Consider the following 14,712-nt stretch of genomic DNA (forward strand, 5'->3'; position numbering starts at 1 on the left):
GTTGGTCAAGTGAAGCTAAGCCTACTAGTTCCGTTTTTAGATAATTCTGTAGAAGACTGGGCGATTACTGCTCGTTTGCTGCGCTGGTTGACTTTCCTGTGGCTATTTATAGGATTGGTGATTTTATTTTCAGCTTCTTATTCTATTGCTGATGCCGATCATGGGGATGGATTGTATTACTTTAAGCGACAAATTGCTTGGGTTTTGGTGGGTTTGGTGGTGTTTAATTTGGTTGTCCACTCACCTTTGCGTTATATAGTAGCGATCGCTGATTGGGCTGTATTGCTGCTTTTGTTACTAATCTTCGTGACAGTTATTCCAGGGGTAGGAACAACTATTAATGGGGCTACTCGCTGGTTGGTAATCGGCGGGATTCCGATTCAACCTTCGGAACTGATTAAACCTTTTTTAGTGCTACAAAGTGCTAGGGTTTTCGGGAAATGGGAACAGCTAAATTTGAGAGTTCGCCTGACATGGCTGTTTATTTTTGCTTTTGTACTTTTGGGGATTTTGTTACAGCCTAATTTAAGTACAACGGCATTTTGTGGCATGACGATTTGGCTGATAGCTTTGGCTGCGGGGTTGCCTTATGTTCAATTAGGGGCGACGGCTTTAGGCGGATTTCTCTTAGCTTTTGTGAGTATTAGTTTGCGGGAATATCAGCAAAAACGGGTAATGATGTTTTTAAATCCTTGGGTTGATCCTTTGGGAAATGGCTATCAGTTGGTACAAAGTTTGTTAGCTATTGGTTCTGGGGGAATGTGGGGAACTGGGTTTGGTTTGTCGCAGCAAAAGTTATTTTATTTACCAATTCAATATACTGATTTTATTTTTGCTGTTTATGCGGAAGAGTTTGGTTTTATTGGTTGTTTGGTGTTGTTTGGATTTCTGTTTGTTTATGCAACTCTGGCGTTAATTGTGGCACAAAAAGCGCAGAGGGTTGTGCATCGATTGGTGGCGATCGGTGCGATGATTTTAATGGTAGGACAGTCTTTAATGAATATTGGTGTGGCAACGGGAACTTTACCAACTACAGGTTTACCTTTTCCTTTGTTTAGTTATGGTGGTAATTCCATGATTGCCAGTTTGTTAGCTGCTGGTTTATTAATTCGGGTTGCTAGAGAAAGTAATGAAGCCCAAGTTGTATCTTTGGCAGAACGCCGTCGTCCTCAAAATGGCTCCCGGACAGAGGGGCAGAGGGTTCCAGGGGCAGAAGGGCAAAGAGGCAGAAGGGCAAAAGGGAAAATATTAAGTTTAAATCGATCGAATTTTAAATCTAAACTCTAGAAATGGCTATGTTGTGGCGCTGTCTTCGCTACCAGAACAACGTACAAAGTTCCCTAGTCTCTAGTCCCCAATCAATGACGATCGCAACGAATTTCTATTAGGAAACCATCGGGATCGTAAAAGTAAATTCCTCTGCCTGTGGGACGAGTTACCGGGCCATGATCGATTTGAATTTGATGTTTTTTTAGGACTTCTACAGCAGTATCAAATAATTTGGGATCGATGTCGAATGCTAAGTGATTGGCGCGAGTAAATTGCTGTGTGGGGTCGGGGTTTGGTGGTGAAAGTTCTGGTTCCCAAAATAAATCTAAAACTGTACCATCAGGGGTAACAAAATTAGCGACTTTTCCTGTCGCAACTAAATCAACTAAAGTTTCGGGAACTTCATCGCCTTTGAGTTCGTGAAGTCCCAGAATGTTGCCGTAAAAATGGCGCGATGCTTGCATATCTCGGACGTTTAAAGCAATGTGATGAACTCGCCGCAAGCTACCAGGAATTAAAGCTGTGTTAAGAGGTTGGGATGTAGTTTGCATGATGGGAATTGGGGATGGGGGATTGGGGATTAGGGCGATCGCCAAATCTTACTTTATTTCTTAACATATTGCTTCTATTTTATCAACAAAATCAGCTACTATTTTGACAAATTCTTTCGTCGATTCGTAGGGTAAAACATTTCGACCGCAAATAAAAACAGTTTCACCTTTTGGTAGATGTTCTAAGTAAGCTTTACTGCGTTGTTCTGGAGTTTCTTGAACACCAGATTTACTAATGCTGGAGGCTTTTTCTCCCAAAACCACAAGGGTTGGTTGGTTAATTTTAGTAATAGCTTGTTCATAACCTTTCTGCCAAAACCTTGCTAAAAATGCAAAGACTGCATAGCGACTCGCCATATCTTTAGCACCCAAATTTAGCATATTTAACCATTCGGTATCTACCTGTTTTTCTTGGGCAAACAACTGGCGAGTTGAGAAAGAACGTAAAAATTTTTCACCTCTAGCATAGCGATAAAACGCATTACCTAAAGGAGAGTCTAGCAAGTTCCAAGCTAATTTTTGCTGCCAATTTTTGGCTTTTTTGGTAATTACAGGCCAAGCTGGAGGGCCAGATAATATAATTCCTTTGACTAAATCGGATATACTGGAGTTTTGCACAAGCTCAATTGCCACTGGAAACAAAGCACCTTGCACTACTAAAATTACAGGTCTTTTCCCAACATTTTGGAAAAAGTCTTGCAACTGTTGGGCCCAATCATTAGGAGTATAAGCTACATGAGGCATATCACTTTCACCGCATCCTAATAAATCGGGATTATAAATTAAATTCTTTCTCCCTGTTTGATACCATGACTCATAAAATCGCTGCCAAAAATGCCGAGATAGCCCTACACCAATAGGATGAATTAGTAACAGCGCAATTTTTTGATTGTTATCTTCATCTGTTGGTGTATGAACTTCGTAGGCACAACGGTAATTTTTCCAGGTGTAAAATTCCGTAGGAGAGGTTTTGAAGTTGCGGGAATTAGCAGGAGAAACTGGTGTCATGGTAATTCCTAATTTCAAGTACTTTTGCTAAATGAATTTATTAAAATATAATATAGCAATTTTAAATGAATTGGGGAAACTTATTTTCTTTCTTCGCGTTCTTCGCCTCTGTGAGCTAAGCACACGCTAAGCTAACTTGGTTCAATAAAAATGTCCCAATGTTAGTTCAAAATTGAGATCTTTAAATGGAAGAGGTTTTTACTAGAAATGAGTGAAACTAAAACGTTACCGATTGAGATTCCCAAAAAAGAAATAGAGCAATTTTGTCAGCGTCACCATATCCGTAAGCTGTCTTTATTTGGTTCGGTGTTGCGAGATGATTTTACACCGGAGAGTGATATCGATTTCTTAGTGGAATTTCAGCCGGGAAAAACTCCAGGTTATTTTAAGTTAGTTAGTATGGAAATGGAGCTTTCCGAAATGCTAAAGGGGAGAAAAATAGATTTAAGAACTCCAAATGAGTTAAGTATTTATTTTCGAGACAGAGTAATTGCTGAGGCGGTGGTGCAGGATGACAGCAATTGACGATTTAACTCGCTTGCATCATATCCAAGATGCCGCAAAAGAGGCTTTAGGTTTTATTAGTTAATTTATGCTTATGTTCCTATTCTCTTACTCTGTCAACGAACCCAACTAAAATAAAAATCTATTCTAAGTTACAATACAATCAGGTCAAAAATTGCAATTGCCGTTAGCCTTATGTGGGAAACATTACAAACCTATCTTTATCAACTGGGACAATATGCCGATCGCTTAGTACAAACTCAACTTTTACAACTTAGTTGGTTAAGTGTGGCGATTATTTTTGCGGCTGGGTTACTCACCAGTTTAACACCTTGTATGCTTTCAATGTTGCCGATAACTATTGGTTATATTGGTGGTTATGAAGCTAAAAGTCGCTGGCAAGCTGCGGCACAATCTACTTGGTTTTCTTTGGGATTAGCTACTACATTAGCAGCTTTGGGAATTGTTGCTGCTTTTGTTGGTCAAGTATACGGTAAAGTTGGTATTGGTTTGCCAATTATTGTTAGCATCATTGCTATTATTATGGGGTTAAATTTATTAGAAGCTTTACCTTTACGCTTCCCTTCTTTTGATGGTATAGATTTGATTTCTAAAGATTTGCCTCATGGGGTACGTTCCTATTTATTAGGGTTAACTTTTGGTTTAGTTGCTTCTCCTTGCAGTACTCCGGTTTTAGCTACTTTGTTAGCTTGGGTGGCATCCACAAAAGATTTAATTTTAGGGGGGATTTTGTTACTATCCTATACAGCTGGATATGTGGCACCTTTGATTTTAGCGGGAACTTTTACAGCATCGATTAAAAAGTTGTTGGAATTGCGTCGTTGGTCAAGTTGGATTAATCCGATTAGTGGGGCGTTGTTGGTAGGATTTGGGGTGTTTTCTCTGTTGTCGCGAATTCCTGGGGGAATTTGGTAAATCAATTGTGCGATAATTTTATTAGGCAGTTCTATGATGGGTGAAATTTTCTTTTTTTTGAACCGCTCCCGGCGCAGAGAGCGCAGAGAAAGAGCTTAGAGAGGTTAATTTCATACATGAATTAGGACTGTTATCTTAGGTCAATCTAAAATCAAAAATCCCAAATCGAATGACTGTTACGAATTCTCAAAATCCATTTAATAAAGTTCAAAAGTTCTGGCGGGGTGAGTTATTACCTTTGTTGGCGGATTTGCGTTTGGCAATTTTGCTGCTGTTGGCGATCGCACTTTTCAGCATCAGCGGTACAGTAATCGAACAAGGTCAATCTGTCCCATTTTATCAAGCTAACTATCCCGAACATCCCGCTTTATTTGGTTTTCTCACTTGGAAAGTTATCCTAATTATCGGCTTAGATCATGTATATCGAACTTGGTGGTTTTTATCACTATTAATTTTATTCGGTTCTAGTCTTACCGCTTGTACATTTACTCGTCAATTTCCTGCTTTAAAAGCAGCGAGAAACTGGAAATTTTATGAACAACCTCGGCAATTTGAAAAATTAGCTTTGAGTGCCGAATTAGAATCAAGTTCTTTTAATTCTTTATTACCAGAATTGCAAAAGCGCAGTTATCGCATTTTTCAAGAAGGCAATTCTTTATATGCGCGAAAAGGTATAGCTGGACGCATTGGCCCGATCGTTGTTCATGCTAGTATGTTAATCATTTTAGCAGGTTCAATTTGGGGGGGAATTACTGGATTTGTTGCCCAAGAAATGATTCCCAGTGGACAAACTTTTCAAGTTAAAAATATAGTAGATGCTGGGCCATTAGCAGCAGCGCAAGTTCCTAAAGATTGGGGAGTCAAAGTTAACCGTTTTTGGATTGATTATACGCCTGAAGGCGGAATTGACCAATTTTATTCTGACTTATCAGTGGTCGATAAACAAGGTAAAGAAGTCGATCGCCAAACCATTTACGTCAACAAACCTCTGCGTCATCAAGGCGTAACTTTCTATCAAACAGATTGGGGAATTTCCGCAGTGAAATTTCAGTTTAACAACAGTCCAATTTTCCAACTACCAATGGCGCAACTAGACAGCAATGGGAAAGGCAGAATTTGGGGAACTTGGATTCCCACAAAACCCGATCTAAGTGAAGGCGTTTCCTTAGTTACTAAAGATTTGCAGGGAACTTTATTAATCTATGATACCACTGGCAAACTAATATCAACCGCCCGTACTGGAATGACTGCGGAAGTCAATGGTGTCAAACTAAAAATTTTAGAAGTTATCGGTAGTACCGGATTACAAATTAAAGCAGATCCAGGTATTCCCATAGTTTACGCTGGCTTTGGTTTGCTAATGTTAGGCGTAATCATGAGTTATATTTCTCACTCCCAAATTTGGGCTTTAGAAAAAGATGGCAAGCTGTATATTGGCGGGAGAACCAATCGCGCCCAAGTCGCTTTTGAAAGAGAAATTATTGATGTTTTGCAGCAATTAAAAACCTCTTCTCCCCAAGTAACCACAGCAGAAACTCTGGTTTAGTCAGAATTAGAAGTGGCAAAACTTGATAATAACTTCAGTAATAAGAAATATAATTGCTGCTGTTCTTTGTCATCTAAAACTGAAAGCAACTGACGTTCGTTTTCCAGGTACTTGGGAATAATTTCATCAATTAATTCTTGTCCTGTTGGCGTTAGTTGCACTAACCAACGTCGTCTATCTCCTGGTACAGCTTGACGTTTTACTAAACCCCTTTCTTCCAAGCGATCGACTCGATTAGTAATTGAAGCCGGAGTTACTAACACAAATTGAGCAAGTTGGGTTAAAGTCATGCCTTCGGGTGGCGCAGAACACCGCAGGGTAGCCAGTAATCCGAATGTAGCAGGATTCAAATCGTATTTAGTGAAGAGTTTTTCTGTGAGTTTTTCCTCTTCCAGGGCAGTACGACGAATGGCTAAAACAGTTACCATTGACCAAGGATCGATATCAGGTCGCGTTTTTTGCCAATCCCGCTTAACTTGTGCCAAAATCTCTACGTTATTCATAAAATAATCCGGTAGTTTGGAAACTCAGTCCCTTTAGGACCCAGAGGAAAAACGACACGAGTGGTTTTAACCACCGTGAATATTTGACTTTTATCCCAAGCTTTCGCTATAATACTAGAGTTATCAGCGAAAGTTTTATGTATCTGACCCAGAAAAACCAAGTACGAGGTTTGACAAGTAAGGAATTTCTTGCCTTGCAAGAACTCTGTAGGTTGAGCAAGAACCTTTACAATGTAGGTCTTTACACAGTCAGACAGTATTACTTTCAAGAGAAAAAGCACCTCCGATATGAATCCAATTATCACTACTGCAAAAGCAATGAAAACTATAAACAACTGAACACCGATATAGCCCAGCAAACCTTGAAGGTAGTTGAGCGAGTATTTCGCAGTTTTTACGGCTTGATTATTGCCGTGAAAGAAGGAAGTTATCAGCAAAGGGTTAAGCTTCCTCACTATCTCCCTAAAGATGGGTATTTCACCTTGATAATGCCCAGAGTCAAGGTAAAGAATCGGAAATTCCGAGTCCCAATGTCCAACCAATTTCGTCAACAATTTGGCGAAGTTTGGATACCTTTCCCAGACAGAATAAACCTTGATGATTTGAAGGAGGTTAGGATTCACCCACGTTATAAAGCGAGGTTTTTTGAAGTCGAATTTATTACCGAAGTTGACGTAACTCCAGTTACCACTAACTCCGATTCTGTGTTGGCGATAGATTTGGGAGTTAACAATCTGGCAGCTTGTGTTGATACCAATGGGGCATCCTTTCTTGTGGATGGTAAACCGCTTAAATCTATTAACCAATGGTACAACAAGGAAAATGCTAGATTGCAGTCCATTAAGGATTTGCTTTATATTAAGGGAGTTACTGAACGTCAAGCCAGACTGACCAAAAACCGAAACAACAAAGTTAGGGATTATCTGAATAAAGCAGCGAGGTATATTATTAATCACTGCATCAAAAATCAGATTGGTAAAATTGTTGTTGGCTTTAATCTTGGGATAAAACAAGACATTAACATCGGTTGTCGCCATAACCAAAACTTTGTCCAAATTCCCCACGCTAATTTTAAATTCAAGTTGCAAGCTTTGTGCGAAAGATATGGGATTGCTTACCTCGAACAAGAGGAGTCTTATACTTCTAAAGCAAGCTTTCTTGATGGTGATGAGTTGCCTGTTTACAACGCTGACAGTCCAAAGGAATATCAATTCTCTGGCAAGCGGGTTAAGCGAGGTTTGTACAAAACTAGACATGGTTTTTTGGTTAACGCTGATGTAAATGGTGCAGCCAATATCTTGAAAAAAAGTAAGCACAAGGCTTTAAGTCGAGTGTCTAGGGGCTGTTTGGCACAGCCTTTAAGAGTCAAAATCTCTTAAGAATCTCAGTGTCTTGCTTACCTGAGAGTGTCAATGCTGCATTCACTCAGTTGTGCCTACAACTTATTTTAAGAGCTAAATATCTAGCAACTAATATAAGGTGATTTAAGTAAAAATATACTAACATTTAAAAACTAAAGTATTTACTGGTAAACATAAAATTATTAAGGTAGATACTTAGAAAAAGTAAGGACAAAACCTGCTTTTTTCCCTAAAAATGGTAATTTTCTGCCCTCAAGGAGAGATATATTTAGCAATAATTTCTTTAAGTTGCTCAGTTTTGAACGGTTTGGCTAAGAAATCATCTGCACCTACAAGCTTTGCTCTGGCTCGATTGATCCAACCATCCCAAGCAGTCAGCATAATTATGGGAGTTTTGCGAAAAGTCGAAATTTTTCTGAAAAATCTACATAAGTTATAACCATCTGTATTTGGCATTACTAAATCCAAGAAAATTAAATCTGGTTTACACTTAGTCAAAGTGGCAATTCCTCCTACAGGGTCTTGAATGTAAAATACTTGATATCCAGCCGGAGTAAGAATTTCCTTTAAATACTTTCCCACCAAAGGAGAGTCATCAATACAAACAATAACAGGTTGCTTTTTGCCATGACTATCACCCTTAATTTGTAAATTACATTTATAGGGAATAGGTAAATCTGATACTGTTTGTAATTCCAACAATCCTTGCTGATAAAAGTAATGTAACAAACGACCCACTCTCAGCAAAGGTTGTTTCATTTTAAAAGCAATATCCCATAGCGTGTAATGACCATTGAATAAAGCAGTCAGATTGAGAAAAGTATCTGCCGAACACTTTGTTAATACAGATGGAGACTGTTTGACAACAGGTGCAAATTCAGGATTGATGTAAGCTAAACCCATATCTTGCCATTGTTGCCAAAGATTTTGGCAATTCTTAAGAATTTGTTTAATTTCTAAAGGACAAAGGGTAAGATAAAAAGTACTTTCTGATTTGGCATATTTACAAGTACGCCATTGGTACTTTGAAGATACATAAGGGTTTAGGGAAAATAGAACTTCTTGGGTAATCTCACGTACTAGTGCTTTTACCTGAGCCGCATTTAAACGACCTTCAATCATGCCTTGATGAAGTAGTTCACATTCCCAAATTTCACTGTTAATTAATTGAGAATTGTCTATTACCCAATTTGGACAATAGCGTTTTAAGCCTCTTTGCCAACGCCGAATTCGGTGAGTTTCTTTAATTGCATAAAGCAGTTGTCCAAGAAAAAAGCACAATCGGTATTGAGTTGAGTTATTATTGATAATCAACTCTCCTGTAGCTTGTTTTTGGTGAACAAGCATTATGTTATGCTCCAGTTTGCTTAAACCTGAAGCTACTGATAATGAATTCATATAAAAATCAATGCCGCCTAATCTCTTACATAATTATAAAGAAATTTTAAGCAACGGCACTGAAAAGGTAAAGCGTAAACATACTGATTTTTGCCCAAACTTAGGCATGACGCTGATGGCGTACCTCAATTACTGTATGCACATTTCCGCGTGGTGCAAAATCTCCTTTAACTGTAACCTCTAAAGGGTCGCAAGCAGCGACAAAATCATCCAAAATTTGATTTATCGATTCTTCGTGGGAAATGTAGCGATCGCGAAAACTGTTAATATAAAGCTTCAGAGATTTCAACTCCACAACTTTTTCATTAGGGATATATGAAAGGTAAATTGTGGCAAAATCCGGGTAGCCAGAAAACGGACACTTACAAGTAAACTCAGGCAAACTAATATTAACATCGTAGCGTCTGCCGATGCGGGGATTCGGGAAAGTAATTAACTCGCCTTGAGCAATCAAACGTTCGCCATACTTCATTTCTGAAGTTTGTTCTAATTCAGAATTAGACTGATTAAAAGATTGAGTTGTCATAAATAAATTATTGCTTAAAAACCTGTTTGATCCTCTTCCCAATCCGGGCAAGTTTCCCCTTCACAACCGTAAGGGTGCATCCCACAAACTAAAAGATTCCCGCCATACATTTGACCATGAAAATGACGACAACCAATACAAGCCGGATGAAAATCAGCTGAAGGTTCTACCCAATCAGTTATCGGCCAATCACTTTCAAAATGAATCTCATCAAATTCTATAGGTTCAAATATATCAGTGAAAAACTGCTCAAAGTCAACACTAATATTACCTTGTAATTGATGAACGAATTCTTCGGGATTTTTCGCAAACGCATCAAAAGCTTCTACAAAAGCGTCCGATGCTTCCGCGACAGCTTGGGAAACATCGTCGAGAACTTCATCAAGAAATTTTTCTACTTCATCAACCACTGTTTCTAACATAGCAAACCAATTTTTCTGCCAATCTTCCATAGTTCTTATGTTGAGCTTGCTCTCAAAATTTATTTTTGCCGCAAGCTGAGAAAGTTGATAATTTAAACTCAATGATACACAATTATTCTAGTTTATTGGCTATGCGATCGGCGATCGACACATTTTGCTGAGGTCAAGTAACTCTTAACAGAGAACAGGCAACAAATATTTCTGTTAGTTTGTCCTTCGCCAATGGTTCGTAGCCGATTTATTCTTGCTTCAGGCGACGCAACTCTTCTTGTAGCTGCATAACTTGTTCTCGCAAAGTATCCACATTTTGCCCCTCTGCCTTGACAGGTAAATCTTCATCTGAGGAAATTTCAATAGGGCGCGGTTCCGAACGATTATTATTCCCACTATTACCCGTATTACCTGGATTAATTGGTTGCTGTTGAGCGCGGTTTACCATTTCGTCTACTAAGCGTTTAGCTTCCTCGGTGGTAATTTCGCCCTTAGCGACCATTTCATCAGCCAACTTCTGAGCTTGTTCTCTTAATTCTGCTAATTTTTCACTTGCTGACTGAGCGGCAGAAGCAGCTACCCCAACTCCCAGGTAAAACGCTTTCTTAACCAGATCTCCTAAACCAGCCATAACTTAATAGAATGTTCTCAAAAAAGGGCGACCCGGAGTCTACGCCTATCACAAGCATCTCGTATTGCTGCTACCTTCCGGTCCTGACAAGATTTGAGCGTTGTAATCGCATAGGTCCAGGTCTGTTATTAGAATAGCACGTTTGGGGAAAGTTTGAGTTTTGAGTTGTGAGTTTTGAGTTAGGAAGATTTGGAGAGTTTTGAGTCAGAGAGTTTTGAGTTAGGAAGATTTGGGGAGTTTTAAGTTTTAAATTCTTCCCTGCTCCCCTGCCCCTGGAGCCCCTGGAGCCCCCCTGCTCCCTTGGCCCCCTACTGAGCAACCATTTGGGGTTGAGCTTGTTGGTTCTCGGTGGCACTTCCTTGGGTACCCAGTTGAATTAGCTCGACTTTGTAACCATCGGGGTCTTGTACAAAAGCAATAACGGTGGAACCATGTTTCATTGGGCCTGGTTCGCGGACTACTTTGCCACCTTGAGCTTTAATTTGGTTACAAGTAGCGTAGATGTCATCGACTCCGATCGCAATATGCCCGTAAGCATCCCCCAAATTGTACTCCTCAACACCCCAGTTATAAGTTAATTCCAAAACCGTATGATCGGACTCGTCACCATAACCGACAAAAGCCAAAGTAAACTTACCATCTGGATAATCTTTCTGCCTTAACAACTTCATACCCAGAATCTCGGTGTAGAATTTTAGCGATTCTTCCAAGTTGCCAACGCGCAACATCGTGTGTAGCAGTCGCATGATTAACTCCAAATTCCACAATTGCTTTCCATTGTTTGACGTACTCCCCTGATTAAAAATCAAGGGATTCTCAAAGGGTGTTACGAGGCAGTCTGAAGACGTGCCTGTTCACCCTTCTTCCTGCTTCTTCGATTTTTAACTAGACTCTTACCAGTCCCCGTCAAATCATCTCCACAGGCATTTTGATTCACGCTGCGTCCCAGCGCGTCGATCCCTCTGTTGCGGATCACTTGTGCGGCTGCCACATCTCTGTGTGTTGTGTAGCCGCATTCAGAACAAGAATGTATCCTGTCCCCTAATTTTTTCTTCCCAGTGTGGGCATTACATTGAGGGCAAACTTGCGATGTGTAATCCTTGTCTACTTTGGCAAAATACACCCCACGTTTCCAGCACACCCATTGCAAGATGGAAACAAATTGCCCAAATCCTGCATCAAGAGTATGCTTACAAAACATACCTTTAGCCCACACACGGAAATTAATATCTTCTACAAAAATCATTCCGGCATCATCACAAAGTTTATGAGCTAACTTAAAGTGCCAATATGAGCGAGTCTCAGCAATGCGTTGATGTAATCTGGCAATCTTCCGATTCAGTTTGTGACGATTGTTAGATCCTTTCTGCTTCTTCTTCAATCTACGTTGTAGCAATTTCAGCTTACGGTATAGTGTCTGAAGAAATCTAGGACGTTCAATCAATTCACCATCGGAAGTGGCTGCAAATTTGTCTAGACCCAAGTCAATTCCTCTGGGATGCCCAGAAGCAACAGGGGTGGGAACGTCAATATTACACTCCAGTGTAAACATCAAAAAATACCCAGAAGCTTTACGAACAACACGGACTTGTTTAATCACAAAACCTTCAGGTATTTCCCGTGATTTGACATACTCGATCCACCCAATTTGAGGTAATTTAATTTGATTACCTCTTAGTATTTGACCTTCCCCTAGCTGAGGATAAACATAAGAACGCATTCTATATCGATTCTTAAACCGAGGAAAACCCATTCCTTTTCGTTTCATATCGATAAATGCAGTTTCCAGTTTTCTCAACACCTGTTGCAGCACTTGGGCGTTAACAGTTTTTAGTTCTGAATATTGCTTTTTAGCGATTGTTAAAGACTTAGCTTGGGTATTGTAGTTGGGGTATGGCGCGTCTGCTGGAATGATGTATTCAGAAGTAATTGAACAAGCATTAATTGGTGACTTACGAGAATTGATCCAATCTTTGCGCTCACGCAAGGCAAAGTTCCACACTAGGCGACATACATCTAGTGTGTGTTCAATCAATTTAATTTGCTCTGCTGTCGGTTTGGCTTTGTATTCGTAAGTCAAAGTTAACACTGTTCATCACCTCCTACAAAACCATATCACATTTTGTAGGAATAGTATATTTAAGAGAAACAGCGGGCTAAAGCCCGTTGAGTCGCGTTTCATCCCCTACGATAAATCGTAGGGGTTCTTACGCTCCCACTCTAATTTGATAGATGTTGTGGTGTTGGGTAATGGGTAATTGGTAGTGGGTAGTGGGAAAGAGAAAGTAATAATTTCACTACCAACTGTGAAAATTTTTCTTTGAGCAACCTGATTCAAAGTATGCTAAACGAGCAGGCAATTTTGTTTCAATTTAGGCTTACTGTAGAGTTGCGTCTTGTGTGGCGCTGCTATTTAAGGTAAAGAAATCATGACTAACACACTAGATACTGCTATTGATTTTATCCAAGCGCGAGAAATCTTAGATTCACGGGGAAAACCCACAATTGAAGCGGAAGTTTACCTTGCTAATGGCATTATGGGATTGGCGCAAGTTCCCAGTGGTGCTTCTACTGGTACTTTTGAAGCTCATGAATTGCGAGATGGGGATAAAAGCCGTTACGGTGGTAAAGGAGTTCTCACAGCTGTAGAGAATGTCAGAGAGAAACTTGCCCCGAAATTATTTGGTTTAGATGCGGTTAATCAAGAATTGATCGATCGCACCATGCTCGAAATAGATGGTTCCCCAAATAAATCTAACTTGGGAGCCAATGCAATTTTAGCAGTTTCTTTAGCAGTAGCAAAGGCTAGTGCCGGAGCCTTAACATTACCTCTTTATCGTTATTTAGGTGGCCCTTTAGCTAATTTACTACCAGTGCCGTTAATGAATGTAATTAATGGTGGTGCTCATGCTGCTAATAATGTAGATTTTCAAGAGTTTATGATTGTCCCTATTGGTGCAGATTCCTTTCGGGAAGCATTACGTTGGGGTGCGGAAGTATTTGCAGCTTTAAGTAAAGTTTTACAAGCTCAAGGTTTGCTGACTGGAGTAGGTGATGAAGGCGGTTTTGCTCCTAATTTAAAGTCAAATGTCGATGCTTTAGAATTACTGGTTGCAGCTATTGAGACAGCTGGTTATAAACCTGGTGAAGAGGTAGCTTTAGCCTTGGATGTAGCAGCTAGTGAATTTTACCAAGATGGTAAGTATGTTTATGATGGTGCTGCCCATTCTGCTTCCGAATTAATTGATTATTTATCACAAATGGTGGCGCAATATCCGATCGTTTCTATTGAGGATGGGTTACATGAAGAAGATTGGCCTAATTGGACTTTATTAACCCAAAAATTAGGTTCAAAGGTGCAATTAGTGGGTGATGATTTATTTGTGACTAACTCCAATCGGTTAAAAAAAGGGATTGCGGCAAAAGCTGGTAATGCAATTTTGATTAAATTAAATCAAATTGGTTCTTTGACTGAAACTTTGGAAACGATCGATTTAGCAAATCGCAATGGTTATCGTTGTATAATTAGTCATCGATCGGGAGAAACTGAAGATACGACGATCGCAGATTTAGCAGTAGCAACCAGAGCCGGACAAATTAAAACAGGTTCCCTTTGTCGCAGCGAACGAGTTGCTAAATATAACCGATTATTGCGAATTGAAGAAGAGTTAGGCAGTCAAGCAGTTTACGCTGGCGCAGTGGGTTTTGGGCCAGTATAGGGATTGGGGACTGGGGACTGGGGACTGGGAAAGTTTTGAGTTTTGAGTTTTGAGTTCTGAGTTAGGAAGAGTTGGGTAAGTTTTGAGTTTTGAGTTTTGAGTTTTGAGTTAGGAAGAGTTGGGTAAGTTTTGAGTTTTGAGTTTTGAGTTTTGAGTTAGGAAGAGTTGGGTAAGTTTTGAGTTTTAAATTCTCCCCTGCTCCCCTGCTCCCCTGCTCCCCTGCACCCCAGCTCCCCAGCACCCCAGCACCCCAGCAACCCCTCTCCCCACCTACCCCGCGCCCCCGCTACCCAACACCCCAAAGCACCACAAAAACAAAGCATAAAAAAAAAAATGAAGAAAAACCA

The 14,712-nt window shown here is 39.9% G+C and carries 15 protein-coding genes and 1 other RNA gene; 6 read left to right on the forward strand and 10 right to left on the reverse strand.

Features of this window, described 5'->3' with window-relative positions; genetic code table 11:
* The first annotated feature begins 9 nt into the window (after positions 1-9).
* Complete coding sequence (locus ACE1CC_RS24240) at positions 10-1,287, forward strand: FtsW/RodA/SpoVE family cell cycle protein (RefSeq protein ID WP_413273007.1); 1,278 nt, start codon at positions 10-12, stop codon at positions 1,285-1,287.
* A 71-nt stretch (positions 1,288-1,358) separates the two neighbouring features.
* Here the strand turns inward: ACE1CC_RS24240 and ACE1CC_RS24245 are convergent, their stop codons facing one another.
* Positions 1,359-1,820 carry a VOC family protein gene (locus ACE1CC_RS24245; RefSeq protein WP_413273008.1) on the reverse strand — a complete coding sequence of 154 codons (462 nt, stop codon included), beginning with the start codon at positions 1,818-1,820 and terminating at the stop codon, positions 1,359-1,361.
* Positions 1,821-1,880: 60 nt separating this feature from the next.
* Entirely contained in the window at positions 1,881-2,828 is a 948-nt protein-coding gene (locus ACE1CC_RS24250) for an alpha/beta fold hydrolase (RefSeq protein WP_413273009.1), read from the reverse strand.
* Positions 2,829-3,035: 207 nt separating this feature from the next.
* On the opposite strand from ACE1CC_RS24250, the gene ACE1CC_RS24255 reads away from it, so the two are divergent.
* The 3 genes from ACE1CC_RS24255 to ACE1CC_RS24265 all read left to right on the forward strand — a co-directional run bounded on the left by ACE1CC_RS24255 (position 3,036) and on the right by ACE1CC_RS24265 (position 5,814).
* Positions 3,036-3,353 carry a nucleotidyltransferase family protein gene (locus tag ACE1CC_RS24255; RefSeq protein ID WP_413273010.1) on the forward strand — a complete coding sequence of 106 codons (318 nt, stop codon included), beginning with the start codon at positions 3,036-3,038 and terminating at the stop codon, positions 3,351-3,353.
* A 174-nt stretch (positions 3,354-3,527) separates the two neighbouring features.
* Positions 3,528-4,268, forward strand: coding sequence for a cytochrome c biogenesis protein CcdA (locus ACE1CC_RS24260; RefSeq protein WP_413273011.1), 741 nt, complete (start codon positions 3,528-3,530; stop codon positions 4,266-4,268).
* Between the two features lie 169 nt (positions 4,269-4,437).
* Positions 4,438-5,814 (forward strand): cytochrome c biogenesis protein, encoded by a 1,377-nt coding sequence (locus ACE1CC_RS24265; RefSeq protein WP_413273012.1) that lies wholly within the window; start codon positions 4,438-4,440, stop codon positions 5,812-5,814.
* On the opposite strand, the gene ACE1CC_RS24270 is transcribed toward ACE1CC_RS24265, so the two are convergent.
* Positions 5,811-6,317 (reverse strand): MarR family winged helix-turn-helix transcriptional regulator, encoded by a 507-nt coding sequence (locus ACE1CC_RS24270; protein ID WP_413273013.1) that lies wholly within the window; start codon positions 6,315-6,317, stop codon positions 5,811-5,813. The genes ACE1CC_RS24265 and ACE1CC_RS24270 overlap by 4 nt on opposite strands.
* Before the next feature lie 137 nt (positions 6,318-6,454).
* On the opposite strand from ACE1CC_RS24270, the gene ACE1CC_RS24275 reads away from it, so the two are divergent.
* On the forward strand, positions 6,455-7,696 hold the full coding sequence (locus tag ACE1CC_RS24275; protein ID WP_413262388.1) for an RNA-guided endonuclease InsQ/TnpB family protein: 1,242 nt from the start codon (positions 6,455-6,457) through the stop codon (positions 7,694-7,696).
* 234 nt (positions 7,697-7,930) lie between these two features.
* On the opposite strand, the gene ACE1CC_RS24280 is transcribed toward ACE1CC_RS24275, so the two are convergent.
* From ACE1CC_RS24280 to ACE1CC_RS24310, 7 genes are all read right to left on the reverse strand, one after another.
* The gene (locus ACE1CC_RS24280) at positions 7,931-9,025 is read right to left on the reverse strand and encodes a response regulator (RefSeq protein ID WP_413273014.1); all 1,095 of its coding nucleotides are present in this window, start codon (positions 9,023-9,025) and stop codon (positions 7,931-7,933) included.
* Positions 9,026-9,176: 151 nt separating this feature from the next.
* Complete coding sequence (gene queF / locus ACE1CC_RS24285) at positions 9,177-9,602, reverse strand: preQ(1) synthase (RefSeq protein ID WP_413273015.1); 426 nt, start codon at positions 9,600-9,602, stop codon at positions 9,177-9,179.
* Between the two features lie 14 nt (positions 9,603-9,616).
* Positions 9,617-10,054 carry a hypothetical protein gene (locus tag ACE1CC_RS24290; RefSeq protein WP_413273016.1) on the reverse strand — a complete coding sequence of 146 codons (438 nt, stop codon included), beginning with the start codon at positions 10,052-10,054 and terminating at the stop codon, positions 9,617-9,619.
* 208 nt (positions 10,055-10,262) lie between these two features.
* A complete protein-coding gene (locus ACE1CC_RS24295) occupies positions 10,263-10,646 on the reverse strand; it encodes a phasin family protein (RefSeq protein WP_413273017.1) in 384 nt (127 codons plus the stop codon).
* A 26-nt stretch (positions 10,647-10,672) separates the two neighbouring features.
* Positions 10,673-10,769: signal recognition particle sRNA small type (ffs, locus tag ACE1CC_RS24300), an RNA gene on the reverse strand.
* A 185-nt stretch (positions 10,770-10,954) separates the two neighbouring features.
* Positions 10,955-11,392: a lactoylglutathione lyase gene (gene gloA, locus ACE1CC_RS24305; protein ID WP_413273018.1), complete on the reverse strand. Its 438-nt coding sequence runs from the start codon at positions 11,390-11,392 to the stop codon at positions 10,955-10,957.
* A gap of 80 nt (positions 11,393-11,472) precedes the next feature.
* Positions 11,473-12,735: an RNA-guided endonuclease InsQ/TnpB family protein gene (locus ACE1CC_RS24310; protein WP_413273019.1), complete on the reverse strand. Its 1,263-nt coding sequence runs from the start codon at positions 12,733-12,735 to the stop codon at positions 11,473-11,475.
* 340 nt (positions 12,736-13,075) lie between these two features.
* Between ACE1CC_RS24310 and eno the strand changes: the two genes are divergently transcribed.
* On the forward strand, positions 13,076-14,365 hold the full coding sequence (eno, locus tag ACE1CC_RS24315) for a phosphopyruvate hydratase (RefSeq protein ID WP_413273020.1): 1,290 nt from the start codon (positions 13,076-13,078) through the stop codon (positions 14,363-14,365).
* Positions 14,366-14,712: the final 347 nt, after the last annotated feature.

This window comes from Floridaenema aerugineum BLCC-F46, assembly GCF_041929345.1.
Lineage (GTDB): Bacteria > Cyanobacteriota > Cyanobacteriia > Cyanobacteriales > Aerosakkonemataceae > Floridanema > Floridanema aerugineum.